Source organism: Streptomyces sp. NPDC059850 (genome assembly GCF_042731515.1).
In the GTDB taxonomy this organism is placed as follows: domain Bacteria; phylum Actinomycetota; class Actinomycetes; order Streptomycetales; family Streptomycetaceae; genus Streptomyces.
In genome coordinates this window covers 110,998-130,322 of sequence record NZ_JBHWJI010000012.1, presented here as the reverse complement: position 1 = coordinate 130,322, position 19,325 = coordinate 110,998, and the positions used below count along the sequence as shown (strand labels likewise).

The 19,325-nt window shown below is 71.1% G+C and carries 7 protein-coding genes; all 7 read right to left on the bottom strand.

Annotated features, from left to right (window positions below; genetic code table 11):
- Positions 1-9: 9 nt before the first annotated feature.
- A complete protein-coding gene (locus ACFV9T_RS12635; RefSeq protein WP_385439198.1) occupies positions 10-564 on the bottom strand; it encodes a hydrolase in 555 nt (184 codons plus the stop codon).
- Positions 565-570: 6 nt separating this feature from the next.
- Entirely contained in the window at positions 571-3,297 is a 2,727-nt protein-coding gene (locus ACFV9T_RS12630; protein WP_385439197.1) for an alpha/beta fold hydrolase, read from the bottom strand.
- Between the two features lie 57 nt (positions 3,298-3,354).
- Positions 3,355-10,977 carry an SDR family NAD(P)-dependent oxidoreductase gene (locus ACFV9T_RS12625; RefSeq protein ID WP_385439195.1) on the bottom strand — a complete coding sequence of 2,541 codons (7,623 nt, stop codon included), beginning with the start codon at positions 10,975-10,977 and terminating at the stop codon, positions 3,355-3,357.
- Positions 10,978-11,049: 72 nt separating this feature from the next.
- Complete coding sequence (locus tag ACFV9T_RS12620; RefSeq protein ID WP_385439193.1) at positions 11,050-12,360, bottom strand: FAD-dependent oxidoreductase; 1,311 nt, start codon at positions 12,358-12,360, stop codon at positions 11,050-11,052.
- A gap of 5 nt (positions 12,361-12,365) precedes the next feature.
- Entirely contained in the window at positions 12,366-13,247 is an 882-nt protein-coding gene (locus tag ACFV9T_RS12615; protein ID WP_385439191.1) for an ACP S-malonyltransferase, read from the bottom strand.
- An 11-nt stretch (positions 13,248-13,258) separates the two neighbouring features.
- Positions 13,259-18,475, bottom strand: a complete 5,217-nt coding sequence (locus tag ACFV9T_RS12610; RefSeq protein ID WP_385439189.1) for a beta-ketoacyl synthase N-terminal-like domain-containing protein — start codon at positions 18,473-18,475, stop codon at positions 13,259-13,261.
- A gap of 48 nt (positions 18,476-18,523) precedes the next feature.
- Complete coding sequence (locus ACFV9T_RS12605) at positions 18,524-19,321, bottom strand: polyketide synthase dehydratase domain-containing protein (RefSeq protein ID WP_385439187.1); 798 nt, start codon at positions 19,319-19,321, stop codon at positions 18,524-18,526.
- Positions 19,322-19,325: the final 4 nt, after the last annotated feature.

Below are 19,325 nucleotides of genomic sequence, written 5' to 3'. Positions count from 1 at the left end.
GCCGCCGCGCTAGCGGATGTAGCGCCCGTCGAGGTACTTCTTGGCCAGTTCCAGGTAGCGGGGGTTTTCCGAGTTCCTGATCAGTTCGAAGAAGAACATCTCCCGTGTGATCAGGTGCGCCCCGTTCTGCCGCAGCCGGGCGAGCCCCAGCTCGTGGTCCGCCTGATTGCGGGCGGAGCAGGTGTCGGCCAGGACGAACACCGTCTTCCCCCGCTCGATCAGGCTCATCGCCGACTGGAACAGGACCACGTGGGTCTCGGCACCGGCCAGCACGTACTGGTCCCGGTCCGATGACACCATGTGGTTCTCGATGGGGTCTTCGCGGAGGAAGTCGAAGTGCTCCTTCTCCAGCCGGGGCGCGCCCTCGGCCGCCTCGTGCAGGGAGAGGGAGAGCCCGCCCAGCTTCTTGTGCTCGGTCAGCAGCACCGGAAGGTCGAATTCCCGTGCCACCTCCGCCACCCAGCAGGTGTTGTGCAGCAGTTGTGTGCCGTCCAGCAGCAGCGGGATGAGTTCCAGCTGCATGTCGAAGAGGACGACCGCCGCCCTGTCCACGTCTACCAGCATGTCGTGTCACCGTTCCCTTCCCATGAGGTGATCCCGCTCGGACCAGAACTCCGTCAGCGTCCGGTTGAAGGCCCGGCCCGCGGTGAGCGGCATGTAGTGTCCGTGGCCGTCGAACTCCCGCACCCGCGCCCCGGGGATCCTGGAATAGAGCGCGGTGGCTTCCGCTTCGATGACGCAGTCGTCGCGGCCGCGCACCACCAGGCAGGGGGCAGTGACGTCGGGGAGCCGGTCGACGATGTCGAAGCCGGTCAGGGCCGCGTAGTAGCAGCGCAGCGTGTCCATGGGGGCGGCCGCGGTGAACCGCTCGGCCGGGTTGCCTCCCCCTCCGAAGACGACGTCCAGCAGGCTGCCGTGCACGCGCAGCTCTTCCCGCAGCTCCAGGGTGCGGTCGAAGGCGTCGTCGCCGTAGCGGGGCGCGCAGCTGATGAGCGTCAGCGAGCCGACCCGCTCCGGGTGCCGCAGGGCGGTCAGGGTCGAGACACAGCCTCCCAGGGACCAGCCGACCAGGTCGGCCGGGCCGTCGGCGGCCTCCCGCAGAAAGGCCGCCACCTCGTCCGCGAGCGTCTCGAAGGAGAAGCGCCGCTGGTCGAAGGGGGCGTTCCCGTGTCCCGGGTACTCCGGGACGTATACGGTGCGCCCCTGCCGGAGGAGGGCCGGGATCTGCTGGGTCCACGCCCGCTGGTCGCAGTTGAGCGGGGGCAGCAGCAGGGTGGGCCGCCCGCCACGGCCGTACTCCAGCCACCGGGTCAGCGGTGCGGCGTCGTGCGTACCGGGTGCCCGGGGCTTGTGGCGCTCCTCCGGCTCGGGGGGCCGTCCGGCGATGGCGGCCGCGAGGTCGGCCACCGTCTCGTGGCGGAACAGGTCGTGCGACTTGATGGGGCTTCCGGCCTGCTGGTGGGGGCTGAGCAGCTGGACGGCCGAGAGGGAGTCCAGGCCGAGCGAGGCGATACGGGTGCCGGGGGTGATGGGGTCCGTTGCCCTGTCGAAGCCCAGCAGCGCCGCCAGTTCCGCGCACAGTCGCCGGGCGAGCCCGTCGTCCACGGGAGGCTGCGGGGCCTGCTCGGCGTCCTCGGTCAGCCAGTGCCGCCGCTTCTCGAAGGGGTAGCCGGGCAGTGTGATCCGTGCCAGGTCGGCCGGTGCGTCGAGCCGCCCGAGCAGTGCGGGGGTGTCGTGGGCCCGCCAGTGTGCGACGAGGTCGTGCAGGTCGCCGTCGAGGCGGTGGGTGTCCGCGCTCTCCCCCACCTTGTCGAGGCCGGTGAGGAGTTCGTCGCGGGTGCGTGCCACGACCACCCGCTCATGGGCGTAGCACGGGCGCCGCAGTAGCAGTTGGGAAAGGTCCCAGAGCCGGTCCTCGGGCAGATCGGCCACCAGCGCCCGGCAGCGCTCCGCCAGCGCCGTCAGGCTCTCCCGCGACTCCGCCGACAGGCAGAACGGCAGCGCCCGCCCGGGGCGGCGGTCCACCGCGTCCACGCCCGCGCCACCGCCCGCCACCTTGCGCAGGACCACATGGCCGTTGGAGCCGGTGAAGCCGAAGGCGCTGACGGCGCACAGCGGTTTGTCCTCCGGCCACGGCAGCGGTTCCCGGTTGACCCGGAACGGCGCGACGTCGAGGTAGGACACCGCCTCGTCGGTGGCGGCCACCGGCGGGATGGTCTCGTGGTGGAAGCTGAGCAGCGCCTTGATGACACCGGCCAGGCCCGAGCACACCAGGGTGTGCCCGATGAGCGGCTTCACCGCGCCGAGGTGGCAGCCGTCGCCACCGGCCCGGCGGAAGGCGGACTTCAGCCCCTCCAGCTCGATGGGATCGCCCAGTGGCGTCCCGGTGCCGTGGGTCTCCAGGTAGGCGATCCGCGCGGGGTCGATCCTCTCGCGCTCGTACAGGTCCGCGATCAGCCGTGACTGCGCCTGGGAACTCGGCGCCATCAGACCGTTGGTGGTGCCGTTGTGGTTGGTGCCGGTGGCCTGGATCGCCCCATGGATCCGCAGCCCCCGGGCCCTGGCCTCGTCGTGGCGCATGAGCACGAGGCAGGCGGCGCCTTCGGCCGGTACGAACCCGTCGGCGGCATCGGTGAAGGGCAGCGACCCGCCGTTCGGCGAACTCATCCGGGAACTGCGCGCGAACCGCAGCACCTCCGGGGTACTGAAGACCGAGACACCGCCGACGACCGCACAACGGCCCTGTCCGGCACGGACGTTGAGGACCACCTGATGCAGTGCGGCCAGCGAGGACGAGCAGGCGCTGTCCAGGGTGAGGGAGGGGCCGTTGATGTCGTAGAAGTAGGAGATACGGCCCGACAGGGTCGAGGGCGCGTTGCCCAGGAAGCTGTGGGTGCCGTAGACGACGTCGCCGCGCCGCGCCACCAGGTTGCGGTAGTCGCCGGGCAGCCCGGCGACGAACACACCGCAGTCCAGGGCGCGCAGGTCGGCGGGGGTCAGATAGGCGTCGTCCACCGCGTGCTGCACCGTCTGCAACAGGATCCGCTGCTGCGGGTCCATGCACTGCGCCTCGTTCGGCGAGATGCGGAAGAACCGGTCGTCGAAGTCCTGGTGTCCGTCCAGGAAGCCACCGGTGAAGGTGGCGGCGTCCGCCTCCCCCGGCCAGCGGTCGGTGGTGCCCAGGGCGCTGCGGCCCTGCCGCAGCCGCTCCCAGTACGCCTCCAGACCGTCGCTGCCCGCGAACCGGCAGGCCATGCCGACCACGACCGGGGTGTCGTCCTCAAGCGACTCGTCCATGCCCACCCTCCTTGCCCTGCCGTGGTGCGGTGGTGCCGGTCCCGGCTCCGGCCCCGGTCACTCGAACCAGAACCGGTTCCGGGCGAACGCGTAGCCCGGCAGCCGCAGCCTGCGGTACTGACCGTCCTCGAACATCGTTGGCCATACGAACTCCTCCCCCTCCAGATAGCGGGCCCGTACGGCCTCCAGTGCGGCGCGGTGACCTGGATCGGCCGCGTCCGGCAGGGCCACCGGGTGCGCGGTCGGCCGATTCCGCCCGCACTTCGCCACCTCCTCCGGCCGCGCCTCCTCCAGCTGCCGGAGCAGATCGGCGGTGCTGGAGGCGATCCAGGCCATCCGGTACTCGAAGTGGTCGCGACCGGCCGTCAGGGTGTGGGCGATGTCCGCGAGGTCCTCCCTCTCCGTCTCGGGGTCGCGCAGCCACTCCAGGAGGGTGTCCCGCATCGCCGCGAGCGATCCGGTGGAGCGGGCGCTGAGCGTGATGAGCCAGTACGGACGGGATGCCCTGCGGGGCGGTGGCGTGGTGGGCGCCTCGGAGAGGACCACGTGTGCGTTCGAGCCGCCGAAGCCGAAGGAACTGACGCCGGTCACCAGCGGGGTGCCCCGCTCCCACCGCTCGTTCTCCAGCAGCAGCCGGAAGGGCGAACCGTCCAGCTCGACCAGCGGATTCAGCTCCTTGAAGTTGATGTTCGCCGGAAGGTGGCGGTGGCGCAGGCACAGCAGCAGCTTCAGCAGCCCGGCCATCCCCGCCGCCGGTTCCAGATGGCCCACGTTCGTCTTCACCGCGCCCAGCGTGATGCTGCCCGGCTCGCGGTGCGGGGCCAGTGTGCCGAACGCGGCCCGCAGCGCGCTGATCTCGATGGGGTCACCCAGGTTCGTCCCGGTGCCGTGGGTCTCGATGTGGGTGATCCGGGCGGCCAGTTCCGGTGTGTAGGCCTTTCGCAGCAGCGCGGTCTGGGCCTCGGGGTTGGGGGCGGTCAGCGAATTGGAGCGGCCGTCGTGGTTCTCGGCCACCGCCTCGACCACCGCGAGGACCGCGTCACCGTCCCGCTGGGCGTCGTCGAGCCGTTTGACGACCACACAACCCACGCCCTCGGCCCGCACATAGCCGTTCGCCTCCTGGTCGAAGGTGGCGCAGCGGAAGTCGGGGGAGAGCACCCCCAGCCCGCTCGCCGCGTCGGTGGCGGCCGGGTCCACGAGCACGCTGACGGCGCCCACGAGGGCCACGTCGCACTCCCCCGCCGCGAGCGAGAGCACACCCCGGTTCAGCGCCACCAGCCCGCTTGAACAGGCGGTGTCGACCGTCTGGCTCGGCCCGGTGAAGTCGAGCAGATGGGAGACGCGATTGGCGAGCATGGTGTGCGCGTTGCCCGTGACGGTGTACGGGTGCGCCCAGTCCGCGCCGTTGTACAGCGCCGCCTGGTACTCGCTGAACTGCACCCCGGCGAAGACGCCCACGTCCCGCAGGGTCGCGGGCGCGTGGCCGGAGTCGAGGAGCGCGTTGTAGGCGCACTGGAGGAAGAGCCGGTGCTGTGGGTCCATGAGCATCGCTTCCCGGGCGGAGAGCCCGAAGAAGCCGTGGTCGAAGGTGTCGTAGCCGTCGATGGTGCCCGCGAAGTACTCGTTCGCCTGGTCCTTTGATGGGTCCTTTGTGAGGTCCTTCGCTTGGTCCTTCCAGCGGTCGACCGTGCGGATGGCGCTGCGGTTCTCGACCAGCAGCCGCCAGAAGTCCGTCAGGTCGGCGCCTCCGGGCATGATGCCGCTCATACCGACGATGGCGTACTTGCCACGATCATGCCTTGCCTCGGGGATCGCGGCTGCGGTCGACGTGACCTTCTCCGGTACGCCCTGGTCCCTCAGATAGGCGCTCAGCGAGGTGATGCTGCTGTACTTGAAAAGGGCGTTGGGCGGTGTCTCCACGCCGAATTCCGGGCCCAGTTCCCGGGCCAGGCCCTGGAGCATGACCGAGCTGTAGCCGAGGTCGCCCCAGGTGCTGTCGAAGGTGATGTCGGCGGGCCGCAGGCCGGTCTGTGTGCGTACCAGCTCCATGAGCCGGTCGCCGATGTCCTCCAGCGCCGCAGTGGCAGGGGCCGGGCGTGCCGGGCCCGTGCCGTCTGCTTTCGGCGCCGTGCCGGGGAGTAGCCGTTCCCGCATGCGCTCCACGTCGCCGACGCAGGGGATGACCTGGTGGCATGCCTCCGGTAGGCCGTTCAGCAGGTCGACGAAGAGATCCGCGCCGCGCCGTGAGGACAGCGGCTCCATCCCGAACTGGCCGCGCAGGTACTGGGCGAGCGGCTCGTACCGCTCGCGTCGTTCGTCCTCGGCGTCCAGCCACAGCGGCCAGTTGACCGAGAGGGTGAGGCCGCTGCGTTCGCCGTCCGTCACGCGCCGGGCGCGCTCGGCGGCGAACTCGTCGAGGAAGCGGTTGGCGGCGATGTAGTCGCTCTGCCCGGTGTTACCCATCACGCTGGAGATGGAGGAGAAGGCGCAGAAGAAGTCCAGGCGCAGGTCGGCGGTGTACCGGTCCAGGTTCTGGGTGCCCCGCACCTTCGGGGCGAGCACCGCTGCCGCGTCCTCGGCGGACTTGTTCCGCACCAGGGCGTCGCGGATGACACCGGCGGAGTGGATGACTCCGTCGAGCCCGCCGAAGCGCTCGCGGACGCCCGCGATCAGGTCCCTGGTTTGGTCGGGCGCGGTGATGTCCGCCTGCTCGTAGTGCAGCTCCGGCGACGCGGCGATCCACCGTTGCCGCCCGGCGTCCGGCGCGGAGCGGCCGACGGCGATCACGGTGGCGCCGTACCGTTCGATCAGGCGCTCGGCGATGGCGCGGCCCACCGCGCCCAGACCGCCCGTGAGGAGATACGTCCCCCCGGTGCGCATCCGGATGCCGTCGCCCCGCTGGATCTCCGTCAGCTCCCGTGTTTCGCGTGTGCCGTTCGACCACCTGACCTCGGTGAACGGCTGCCGTGCGGCGCTCAGTTCGTCCAGCAGGGGCCGCCAGCCATCGGCGAGCGCGGCGTCGCTGCCGGTCCGGCGCGCCAGGACGGTGCGGATGTGGGGGTTCTCCTCCGCGAGTCCGTGGAGGAATCCGACCAGGGAGCGTACCTCGGCCGTGTCGGCCTCACGGGTCACGCCGAGGATCGTGGACGGGGTGCGGCAGGCCTGGAGGGCCCTGGCGAAGGAGAGTGCCGAGGCCACCGTCGTCTTGCGCCGGAGGTCGACCCAGTACAGGTGGTCAAGGCCCAGCTCATCCGTCAGATGCCGCAGGACGCGTGCGGCGGCCGCGTCGTCGTCCTCGGGCAGCTCGATACGGTCCGCCTCGATGGCCAGCGCGTGGCCGGGCACCACCCGGATCAGCCGGGTCGGCTCGGGCGGGCGGGGAAGCGGGTGTTCCTGGCCGTGGTCGGTGAGGACGAGGACGCGGCGCACCGGGGAGTCCGCCGCCGGTCCGTCCACCGTGTGCTGCCGCCACACGGGGGTGAGTAGCAGTTCGCCGGGGGCGTCGTCGGCCGTGGCCGGTGCGGTCGGCCGGTTCGCGTGGTCGAGCGCGGCGGCCACGTACCGGTCGGTGGCGAAGGGGTAGAGCGGGGCGTCCACCAGCATGCGGACCGGGAACAGCTCCGTGAAGCCGGGGTTCTCGCCGTCGAGGTACGCCGATGCCGTACGGGCCCAGGGGTCGTCGTCCGGTGGCGCGGCCGGGGAGGTTCCGGCGGTGGACTGGAGCAGAGTGGTCAGCTGCTCGACGCTCTCGGCCCAGTAACCGCGCCGGACCCGGAAGTGCTGCCTGGCGCAGCACAGGGTGTAGCTCAGTCCGTACAGGGACGTGTCGGGCGCGTTCCGCAGCGCGGTGAGCAGGTCGTCCGCGCGCCGTCGCACGGCGGCCTCGTCCCGTCCCGAGAGCGGGATGAAGTAGCGCGGGAACGCGGGGGCGGGGCGGCTCTCGCGCGGTGCCACGAACTCCTGGATGATCGCGTGGCCGTTGGCGCCGCCCGCGCCGAACGAGCTGAGTCCGGCGAAGCGCGTGGGAGCACTGCCCCTGGGCCAGGGCCGGGCCTCCTTGACCAGGGCGAAACGCGAGTCGTCGAGGTGCAGGTCGGGGTTCTCGAGTTCGCAGTGGAGCGTGGGCGCCAGGGTGCGGTGGGTGAGCTGCTTGACGACCTTGACGAGCCCGGCCATGGCGGCGGCGGACTCCAGGTGCCCGATGTTGCTCTTCACCGAGCCCAGGTAGGCGCGGCCCTGCTCGGGCCCGCCGTACGCCCGCCCCAGCGCGCGCACTTCGATCGGATCGCCGAGCCGGGTGCCCGTGCCGTGTGCCTCGACGTAGGTCACGGCTGACGGCTCGATGTCGGCGGCGGCCAGCGCCGAGGCGATCACGCGGTGCTGGGCGCGTTCGGACGGCACGGTGAACCCGGCCGTCCTGCCGCCCGCGTTCACCGCCGTCGCCCGGATGACGGCGTGCACCCGGTCCCCGTCCCGCAGCGCCTCGGACAGGGGCTTGAGGACCACGGCCACGGTTCCCTCGCCGGGCACGTAGCCGTCCGCCTCCACGCCGAAGGCCTGGCAGTGGCCGGTGGGGCTGAGGAACGTGCCCTCCGACAGCAGGCGGTACTTCCCCGGGTGCGTCATGAGGTTCACGCCGCCCGCCACGGCCAGCGCGCAGTCCCCGGCGCGGATGCTGCGCACGGCAAGGTGCAGGGCCGTGAGCCCGCCGGAGCACATGGTGTCCAGGGCGACGCTGGGGCCGTGCAGATCGAAGGCGTAGGAGACCCGGTTGGCGATGGCGGCGAACGAACTGCCGATCACCCGGTCGGGGGCGGTGAGGTCCTGGTAGTGGCCGAACATGGCGGCCACGAACACGCCCACGTCGTCGGTGGGCCGGGCGAAGTACCCCGAGTCCTCCAGGGCGTGGTGGACACACTGCAGAAAGCGGCGCTCCTGCGGGTCCATGTACTGCGCCTCGATGGGCGTGATGTTGAAGAAGACGGGGTCGAAGTCCAGGGCGTGATCGAGGAACCCGCCGTGGCGGCCGTACGAGGTGCCCGCTTCGTCGGGCGAGAAGGAGTGCTGGCCACGCCAGTCCCAACGATCACCGGGAATGACCCGCACCGCGTCGTCGCCGTCCAGCAACGCCCGCCAGAACGCCCCCGTGTCGGCACCCCCGGGAAACTCCCCGGCCATGCCGACGATGGCGATGTCCCCGGGCCGATAGGCGCCGTCGGGGACGGTGCCTTCGTCGGCCAGAGCCGCCACGGGGTTCGCGGGCGCGGCGGATTCGACGGGGCCCGTTGTCGCGGGGGCCTCGGGGGCCGTGGGCCCAGCGAGTGTCGCGGGTGCGGAGGCCGCAGGGGCCTCGGGCGTATGCGTCCCGGGCGTCCCGGGAGCCGGAAGCGCGGGAGCCACGGATGCGGGGGGCGCGGACCCGGGTGGCGCAGACACCGCAGGCGCGGGTGCTACGGACTCGGGCGCCGCTGTTCCCGCAGGCGCGGGTGCCACGGGAGCAGTGGGCCCCGCAGGGGCCCCAGACGCAGGCACCGCAGACCCCGGAGTCGCGGGCACGGGGGTCTCGGACGCGGGTGCGACAGGCGCAGGTGTCGCGGGTGCGTGCGTCCCGAGTGTCCCGGGTGCCGGGTGCGCGGGAGGCGCGGGAGCCGCAGGCGTCGCGGGAGCCTCGGACGCGGGCGCCACGGGACCGGGCGCTGCTGGTGCCGCAGGCGCGGGGGCCTCGGGGGCAGTGGGTACCGCGCGAGCTGCAGACGCACGTGCCGCAGGGGTCGTGGGCCCCGCAGAGGTTGTTGCGGGCGCGGAGGCCGCTGGGATCTCGGGCGCGTGCGTCCCGGGGACCGCAGACGCAGGCGCCACGGATCCAGGGGGAACGGACGCCGCAGGTGCCGCAGGCTCCGAAGTCGGGGGCGCGAAGGCCGCGGGGGCCTCGGATGCGTGCGTCCCGGGCGTCCCCGGTGCAGCATGGGCCGGAGGCGCGGGAGCCGCAGACGTGGGGGGCACGGGCGCCGCAGGCGTCGTGGGAGCCTCGGACGCGGGCGTCGGTGCCGCAGGCGCAGGGGCCACGGGCCCGGGCGCGGGGGTCGGGGGTGCCGCTGTCTTCGGTGTGGGCTCTCGCGCCTCCGGGGGCTCTCGGGTGAGGAAGGATTCCAGTTCGGCCGGGAAGTTCTCGGCCAGGTGCTCGCCGAGCGCCGCCACCGTCGGGTACTCGAAGAGGACCGCGCGGCTGAGTCGGGATGTCCCGGCTATGCCCAGCCGGGCTTCGATGTCCCTGCTGATGCGGATGCTGCCGACGCTGTCCACGCCCTGGTCCAGCAAGTTGTCGTCGTCGCGCAGGTGTCGCAGGCCGCTGTGGCGGGCGATGAGTTCCCTCAGCCAGCGCGTGGTGTCGGTGAGGAGATCTGGGATGGGAGAACGGGGCGCGGGGGCCAGGCGCAGCTGTCCGTCGTAGATGGCCAGGCGCCGCGTCCCGGCGCCGAGGGCCGACATCAGCGCGTCGCACGCCTGCTCCGGCGGCATCGCCCGCAGCCCGGACCCGTCGTCCGGCGTCGGCATCCGCATGCCATCGGTTTCCCAGAGGCCCCAGTTGATGCTGTACCAGTCGGGCCGGTGCGCCGTCAGCCGGTCGAGGAACGCGTTGGCCGCTCCGTACGCCACCTGGCCGACGTTGCCCATGACGCTCGTCAACGAGCTGAAGTGCACCACCATGCCGGGCCGGTGCGGGCCGGAGAGGGCCGCCAGGTTGAGGCCGATGGCCGCCTTCGGCCGCAGGACGTTCTCCAAGCGGTCCGGGGTCAGGTGGTACAGCAGACAGTCGTCCAGCACACCGGCGAGGTTGAACACTGCCGCGAGCGGGCCGAATTGCTCGTGGAGGTAGCGCAGTGCCCCGTCGAGCGCGTCGGGGTCGTGCGCCGCGACACTTACGTAGCTTCTGGCGCCCGCCTCCTTCAGCGCCTCCAGGGCTTCTCGGCCGGGAGTGCCGCGCCCGAGGATGAACACCTGGGCGCCGCAGCGCTCGCTCAGGTACCGGCACAGATGCCGTCCGATGCCCCCGGCCCCGCCGATGAGTACCACGCGGTCGCCAGGGCCGAACACCTCACGCGGGCGCTGGTCCTCCTGTGGCAACGGTGCGTGGTCCAGGCGCGCTATGCGGTCATCGGCGGCCCGAAGCCGCGCCCCCGGATACCGCGCACCGGCCGCGATCCACGCGCGCAGCCGGTCCGCCGTCGCGGGGTCGGCGTACTCGACGGCCGTGTGGGTGAGCGGACATTCGAGCGCGGCCGACAGGGCCATGCCGTCGAGCAGCGACGGAAGCACATCCGCCGCACGGGACAGCGTGACGAGATGGATCCGGCGCCCCGACTCCCGCAGGGCCTGCAGCAGAGCCAGACACGTTCGCGCGAACCGCGTCGCCCGCCCGTACTCCGGCGTTGCGCCGGACGGCCCGTCGCCCCACGCCACCACCACGGTGGTGTGGCGGCCGACGCGCCGCCGCAGCTCCTGCCCGAGCCCGGCCTCGTCCTCCGTGGCGGGACCCGCGTACCAGCACTCGGCGCCGAGGGAAGCGGCCGCCACCGCGATGTCCTCCAGGTCGGTGATGACGAGCGAGTCGCCGACCGGGCCACCGGGCGCGTCCAGTGCGGCGAGGTCCTGGTACCGAGGTGCTAGTGATGTCGTCACAGATCGTCCCCGTCCGAGAAACCGAGAAGCCGAGAAGCCGAGAAGCCGAGAAGCCGAGAAGGTGAAGCTCGCTCATACGCCCATGAATTCCTTGACGCCCCGGAACTGCGCCACGGCAGGCGCGTCGTCCGGGAAGGGGTGCGGAACGCCCAGCCGGTTCGCGATCACCATGCCGGAGACGATGGCCCCCTCGTGCCCGGTGATGCTGGTGTCGGTGCCGCAGAACCAGAGGTTGTTCCGGCCCTGGATCTCGCTCAGCCGCTTCTTGCGGCGTACGTCCACCGACCGGAGCTGGGGAAGTTTCCACTGGCGGCGGACGATGACACGGTCGGGGGCGATCTCCTCCTGAGGGTCGAAGGTGATCAGGATGGGCGACTTGACCTTCCGGTAGGGGTGGAGCGCGTTGCAGTTCCGGGTGAGGCTCCCCATCAGTTCCTCGGCGCGGTCCAGCTCGAACCCCGGTGGCATCCGGAACTGGCAGTAGGCGTCGCCGCCCACCGGGCTGAGCCAGCTCTCGTCCTGGTGGAGCACGCTCTCGACCGGTACGTAGGCGAAGTCGCCGAGGAGTTCCCCGTACCGGGCGTCGGAGGTCCGCAGCAGCCCCAGCGTCACGTCCGCGTGCGTGGCGAACACGACCTGGTCGAAGCGGTGCTCCTGTCCCCCCGCCACCACCGTCACCCCGGTGTCCGTGGGCACGACGGCCTCGACGGGGGTGTTGAGCCGGACGCGGTCGCCCAGCTCGTCCCCGATCCGGCGCAGATAGCCGTGGATGCCACCGTCCGCCTTGCGCCAGTACCCGGCGGAGAAGAAGGAGAGCAGATGCATGCTGAACGACAGCGCCACGTACATGAGGTTGTAGTCCAGGGAGGGCGCGTGGCAGCCCGAGTAGATGCTCAGGATGGGGTTCATCGCCTGGTACTTGAAGCTCTTGGAGTACCCGTTCTCGTCCAGGTACTCGCCGATGCTCATGCTCTTGTACCGGTCGTCGCCCGAGGTGGGGACCTGGTTCATCTCCCGGTGGAACCGGTCGAACTCGTCGTGCAGCTCCTCGCGCAGCCCGCCGAGGAAGTTGAGGTTGCTCCACATCCGCCGCTCGCCGGGGAAGTCCACGTGGACGGAGGACGGGGCGACGTACGTGGCGATGCCGAAGTCGGTCAGCAGCCGGAACAGGTTGGGTGAGAGCTTCTCGTTGAAGTGTTCCACGCCCATGTCGACGTGGAACGTGCCCTGTTCCGTCTCGACCGGATGGCTGTACGCGTGCCCGCCCAGGTACTCCCCCGCCTCGAACAGCGTGACGTCGTGCTTCCGGGCCAGCTGCCAGGCCGCGACGGCGCCGGAGCCGCCGCCACCGATGACGGCGATGCTGCTGATTGCTGTGTCCACGGTCCTCACTTCCAGGGCTCGGGCTGCGGCGAGGGTTCGTCGCCGAGGATTTCCGTGCTCAATTTGGTCAGCACCGTGCCGGGGCCGACTTCCTCGAACGTCTTGTGTCCGGTACGGGCCAGATGTGCCACGGTCTGCCACCACCGCACCGGCTTCACCAGCTGGAAGACCAGCTCCTCCAGCAGGTGGTCGGCCCCCAGGGCCCGGCCGCTCGTCGTGGAGATCACGGTCTTGGCGGGCGGTGCGAACTCCCGGTCCCGCAGGAAGCGGGCGAACGCGCGTTGGGACGGCTCCATGTGGCGGGAGTGGAAGGCGCCGCCGACCGGCAGCGGCACACACCGGTGGCCCGCCTCGCGCAGCCGCGGCACCAGCTCGTCCAGCCGTGGCCTCGCCGCGCTGAGCACGACCTGCTCCGGGCTGTTGTAGTTGGCCACGTCCACGTCGAAGAACTCCAGCTGGACGAGGTGTTCGTCGATCTCGTTCGCCCGGGGTCCGATGACCGCCACCATGGCCCCGTCGCGCGCCTCCTGCATGAGCGCGCCACGCGCAGAGACGATCTCCAGCCCCTCGAAGAGGTCGAAGACCTTCGCCGCGAAGAGCGCCGGATACAGCCCCAGGCTGTGGCCCATCACGCACCGCACCTGGTCGTCCCCGTGGCGTTCGGTGTACGCCAGATACATCAGACAGCTGACGAAGTAGACCGCCTGCTGGGTGCGGGCGGTCTGGTTGAGCCGCCCGTGCGGATCCTCCAGGCACAGTTCGCGCAGGGAGTATCCGACGATCTCGTCGGCCCTCTCGCACAGCCGGGGATACGCGTCGAACACCTCTCTGCCCATGCCCAGGTGCTGGGAGCCCTGCCCGGGGAACATGACGACATCGCTGGCCACGGCCGCCCCCGTCAGTTCAGCTCGAAGACGGTGAAGGGGGCGGAGGCGGGCGCCGGACCAGGCTCCGGACCGGGCTCCGGCCGCCCGACGGCCACGGACACCGCCTCCTCCAAGGCCACCAGAACCTCGCCGTGCCGGTCGGTGAAGAAGATGTCATGGACGCGGGACCGCTGGGAGTGGCCGCCCGGCCGGGCCACGCAGACGCAGTACACCGCCTCGTCCCGTGGGGCCCGTACGACGGTCAGCCGACCCAGGTGGTACGGGACGAACACGGACCCGCCCGGTGCCTCCTCGGCCGCGAGCAGGAGGGACAGCTGCATGCCGCTGTCCAGCAGCGCGGGCGACAGGCCGTATCCCCAGTCGCGGTCCGCGTGGAGGAAGGCCCGTACCGCGCCCGCCCCGACCTCGGCCCAGCGCACGCAGCGCAGCGGTTCGCCGTAGTCGTAGCCGAGTCGCCGGAAGGTGGCGTAAACCTCCTGACCGTCCTGCCTGCGGGCGCCGGAGGGCAGGTCGGGCGGGCCGCCCACCGCCGCCGGAGCCATCACCTCGGCCGTGCAGTGCACCGCGCCGGTGGCGCGGTCGACGAGCGACAGCTCGCGGCCGTGCTCCCGGACCTCGACGGCCTCGGGGTCGGTGATCCGCTTCTGCCACAGCACGTTTCCGAGGGCGCTGCCCGCCGCCCGCCCGGCGAGGACCGCGAGCGTCCAGGCCGCCGGTGCCATGGTCACGCCGTCGATCCGGTGGGCGGACACCAGCGAGGAGAGACCATGGAAGCCGGACTCCACGGAGTCGATCCAGTGGCGGTGGCGCAGGAACGGATACGCGGGCAGCTCGACGGGGGTGCGCCGGGGGTAGTAGGTGTCCCAGGCCGGGGTGCCGCCCGACTCGTACAGGGCCGCGACGTCCGGGGCGGTACGGGCCGACAGCTCCTCCACCGCCCGTACCGCCGTGGCCACGGGCTTCGGCCGCTGCCGCAGGTCCTGCGCCAGGCCACGGACGAGTTCGTCCTGGGTGCGGCAGACGATGGCCACGCGGTGCGGGAAGGTGTCGCGGCAGCAGGCGAGGGTGTAGGCGAGGGCGTCCATGTCGACCCGGCGCCCGTCCAGCCACTGCCGCAGCTCGTCCATGGCCAACTGCAGTCCGGCGCTGGTGTGATGGGACAGCGGGATGACGTAGCAGTCGCGCCCAGGGCCCGTGGCGGCGGCTGTGGGGGCAATCTGCTCGGGCACCCCGCGCAGCAGTACATGCGCGTTGGCGCCGCCCGCGCCGAACGAGCTGACGGCGGACACCAGCGGAAGGGCCTCGGGCCAGCTCTCGCGCTCCGTGCTGAGCGTGAACGGGGTGTCCGCGAAGTCCAGGTGCGGGTTGGTGCGCTCCGCGTGCAACGAGGCCACCAGGGTGCCGTGGCGCATCTGGAGCACCGCCTTGAGCACTCCGCTCAGACCGGCCGCCGATTCGAGGTGGCCGACGTTGGACTTCACCGATCCCAGCCGGATGCGCCGCGTCCCCGCCGCCGCGTAGGCCTTGGTGAGGGCCCGCAGCTCGATGGGGTCACCGAGTGCGGTGCCGGTGCCGTGGGCCTCGACGTAGCCGACCTCCTCGGGGGAGGTGTCCGCCGCCGCGAGGGCCTTGGTGACGAGCGCGTGCTGCGCCTCGGGGTTCGGCGCGGTGTAGCCGTTGGCCCGGCCGCCCGCGTTGACCGCGGAGCCGCTGATGAGCGCGTAGACGCGGTCCCCGTCGCGTACGGCGTCCTCGGCGGGCCTGAGCACCAGGCTGATGACGCCCTCGCCGTCCACGAAACCATCGGCCCCGGCGCCGAAGGGCCTGCATTCCCCGGTGCGCGAGAGCATTTCCAGCCCGCACAGCAACCGGTACTGGCGTGGGTGGGTGATGAGGTTGACGCCGCTGACGACGGCGCGGTCGCACTCCCCCGTGCGCAGGGACTGGCAGGCGAGGTGCAGCGCGGTCAGCGATGCCGAGCATGCGGTGTCGACGGCCATGCTGGGCCCGTGCCAGTCGAAGTGGTACGAGGCCCGGTTGGCCATCGACCAGAACGTCGAGGTGGGCGGTTCTGCGCCGCGTTCGGTGGCCGTGTGCCAGGCGTACCCGCCGTTCATGACCCCGACGAACACTCCCGTGTCGCTGCCCGCGAGCCTGCTTTGGCTGTATCCGGCGTCCAGGATCGCCAGGTAGGTCTGCTCCAGTACGAGGCGTTCCTGCGGGTCCATCCGCGCGGCGTCGCGGGGTGTGATGGAGAAGAAGGTGTGGTCGAACGCGTCGATGTCGTCGATGAAGGCGCCGCGTTCGGTGTAGGAGACGGGCTCGGGGCCGTCCACCAGGCGCTCGCGGAAACGCTCCGGAGGGATGGGTGAGGTGCAGTCCACGCCTTCGCAGAGGTTGTCCCAGAACTCCGTGGCGTCGCGTGCCTTCGGCAGCCGGGCGGCGATGCCGACGATGGCGATGTCCCCGGGCCGTGGCTCGACGTGGCGGACATCGGCGGTGGGTGCGGCCGGGGCCGGAGCCTCGTCGTGCTGCTGCGCCTGGGGTCGCGGCTGCGTGGCGGGGAACGCGGTGTGTACCGCGTCCGCGTTCTCGGTGACCAGATACTCCACCAGCCGCGCCACCGTCGGAAACTCGAACCACACCGTGGCGGGCACATACCCCACCCGCTCACGCAACGGCTTCAACAACTCCATGGAGATCAGCGAGTCGATCCCCATGTCCCGGAACGGGCGCTCACGCTCCACCTCGTCCCACTCGAAGCGCATCGTCTCCGCGATCACTCCACGGACGAACTTCTCCACCTCCTCCCGCACATCACCGACCACCACCGCCGATTCCGGCTCCGGATCCGGCTCGTCTGCCGCGCCCGCCAGGGCCACCATGACCTGCTGTCCGTCCCCGCCGTGGGGCCGCACGGCGCCGAAGCCCGCCTCGTGCATCAGCGTGCGCCACTGGTCGCCGTCGAGCAGGGGGCTGTGCTCGATCCGGTACGGGTCGTCGCTGAGCCACCAGCCGTCGGTGAGCCCGAAGGTCAGCGTGGCGTAGTCCTGCCGGGCCGTGATCTCGTTGAGGACGAGGATGCCGCCCTCCCGCAGCACCCTGCGCACGTTCCGGAGTGTGCCGGGCACGTTCGACGTCGCGTGGAGGACATTGGTGGCCACGACCACGTCGAAGGAGCCGGTGTACTGCGCGGGCGGGTTCTCGATGTCGCAGATCTCGTAGGTGAGGAACAGGTAGTCGCCGAAGGCGTCCCGGGCCTTGTTCAGGAACGCGTACGACAGGTCGGTGAAGTGGTAGCTCACCCCGCGCGGGTCCAGCTCCGGCAGGACGAACCGGGTGGTGCTGCCGGTCCCGGCGCCCACTTCCAGGACGCGCAGCGGGCGCCCCGGAGAGCGGCGCTGGTACGCGGCGACCACCTGCGCGCAGATCCGGTTGAAGTAGTCGGCGATGGGGTTGCTCTGGTACACGGGCGCGACGAGGTCGAAGCCACCGTCGGGGAAGAGCACGTCCAGCGGGTCGGTGGCACCGCTCAGCACGTCGGGCAGCTGCTCCACACACCGGTCGAGCAGCGCGAGATGTCCTTCCAACTCCGGGTACGCACGCAGGATTTCGGACCGGGGCAGGGAGGACGCCGGGGGCATCGCGCCGATGGCTTCCCGCAGCTTCGCGTACTTGGCGATCGTCGTCGTCGGCAATGGCACTTGGTGCAGCCGCCACCGCGCGTACGCCTCCAGCCGCTCGGAGAGGTCCCGGTTGCGCGCCACATCCGCGTCGTCGCCGGTGAATGCCGGGACCACGTCGTCGAGGACTTCCGTCACATCTGCACAGTCATGCGGTGTGATGCCCATGCGCTCCAACGCCTCGTCCGTCCCTTTCACACAGGTGATCTGTCGGTGCTCGGCGGCGAGGAGCCGCTCGATGACCGCCAGCCCCTCGGCCGGTTCGATCGAGCCGATCCCCAGCCGCTCCATCCGTTCCCGGTACTCCGGCTTCGCGACGACGCCGATCCCGCCCCAGTAGCCCCAGTTGACGACCTTGGCGTCGATCAGCAGCGCCTGGTGGAGAAGGTCCGCGCAGGCGTCCTTGGCCACGCAGGCGGCGGCGTAGTTGGCCTGCCCCGCGCTGGCGATATACGCCTGGACGGAGGAGAAGAAGAGGCAGAAGTCGAGGTCCCTGCCGCGCAGCGCGTCCACCAGGTGGCGGGTGCCGTGCAGCTTCGGACGCAGTACGTCGCACAGCACCTCCTCGCTCATCGTGGCGAGGGTGGAGTCCTGGAGGACGAGCGCGGAGTGCACGACGCCGTGAATGACCTCGTGGGCGTCGAGGGCGCGCCGGAGAGCCGGGCCGTCGGACAGGTCGGCCCGGTGGTAGTGGACATCGCGGGCGCCCAGCTCGCGCAGGCGCTCCCGGGTCGCGGCGAAGTGTTCGGCCGGGCGGCGGCCGACGACGACCACCTCGGCCTGGTAGGCGGCGGCCAGGTACTCGGCGAGCAGGCCACCGAGCCCGCCGGTGCCGCCCAGGATGACGTAGGTGCCGTGTGTCCGGAGCGCCGTGCGGGGCGGTGTTCCGCCGAGGGACGCCGGTCCCATCGACGCTACGGCGTAGTCGTCGCCGCGTACGCAGACGGGCTTGCCCGGCACCGTCGGCAGCGGCCGGTCCAGGGCCCGGGACAGCGATGACGCGGTGAGGTCGGCGAGGCAGAAGGTCCGCACCGCCCACTCGGGCCGCTCCTTGGCGAGGGTCTGGGACAGGCCGACGTACACCCCGTCCACGGGGTGGGTGGCGGCGGTGAACAGCGGGCTGGGCACGGCCTTGTCGGTGAACACGTCGAGCCGGACCCGGGACCGCCGGTCGAGGACGTGGACGAGCCGGAGAAAGGCCGTGACCTCGTCGTCCGCCACCCCTTCGGCCCATGAGGTGCGGCTGACGAACACCAGGTGTTCAGCAGCGTGTTCATCGGCGGAGGCCGGGGCGGCGGCCAGCTCGGCCAGCCCCGCGCCGTCGAGCCGCAGGACCCTGCCGCGCGGGAACTCCTCCGTCAGTTCCCGGTGGAGACCGTGCTGTCCGGGCGGCGTCAGAAAGGTCTTCGGGCCATCGTCGGCGGCTCGGCTTGCGGCGGGCCGTGGCGGGTCCAGTCGGCCGTGTGTCCACTGCGGGGCGAACACCATCCGGTCCACGGAAGCACCCTGGACCAGTGAGACATCGGGGAGCGCGCTGCCGGACACGGCATTTCCACTGTGTCGTTCATCGTTACTCAACGAAGTCCCCTATGCCTAGGATTTCACACCGAGGTCGAAGACCGAGAGAAGCAGTTCGTAATCCTCATCGAATACCGTGCAGTGCGTTCTGAACGGAGAGAGCTTTTCCGTCAGGACGAAAGCAGAAGCTACGGGAAAGCGCAGCGAGGCGTGAAAGACCATATGCCCCATGGAGAAGGGCATCAAGCTGTCGCGATGCTCTCCGATGGAGATCGCCATGCCCGACTGGAAGGAGCAGTCGAGGAGGTTGACCAGGCCCATCCGGGTGCCGTCGTTGTGGGACAGCCAGGACAGTGACGACTGCCCGTGCCGCTGCACATAGGTGATGCGGCGGAAGTAGGGGCCGTAGTCGATGCCCATGTGCGAGAACTCCGCGTAGATTTCCCGCCGGGTGAGATGGGACCGGGTGTTCGCGCAGATCGTGTCCCGTACGTCCAGGCCCACCGCAGGCGCTCGGTCCTGTCTTTCCAGCAGGAGCGTGCCCATACCGCAATGCGCGCCGCGATTGCTGACGGTGTAGTCCACCGACATCCCGTCGGGTGCGGAGCGAAAGGCCAGGGAGAGGTCGTCCAGCGGCTCATCGCCGGGAATCGGCCGCAACCAGGCGGCATCCCTGATGGCGAACGTCTGCCTGTCGGGGTGGAGCCGGGCGGCGCCGTGCAGCGCCATCTCCAGGCTGACGACACCGGGCAGGACGCGCCGCCCTCGTACGAGGTGCTCCCGGAGGTACGTGTGATCGAGGCCGATCCGCGCCCGGAAGCCGCCCGGTTCACCGGCCGCTAGCAGGGGCACCGGCTCCACCGTGTCGTCCACGGTC

Coding starts and splice junctions, on each gene's coding strand:
- ACFV9T_RS12635 (WP_385439198.1), bottom strand. CDS start 564: ATGCTGGTAGACGTGGACAGGGCGGCGGTCGTCCTCTTCGACATGCAG.
- ACFV9T_RS12630 (WP_385439197.1), bottom strand. CDS start 3,297: ATGGACGAGTCGCTTGAGGACGACACCCCGGTCGTGGTCGGCATGGCC.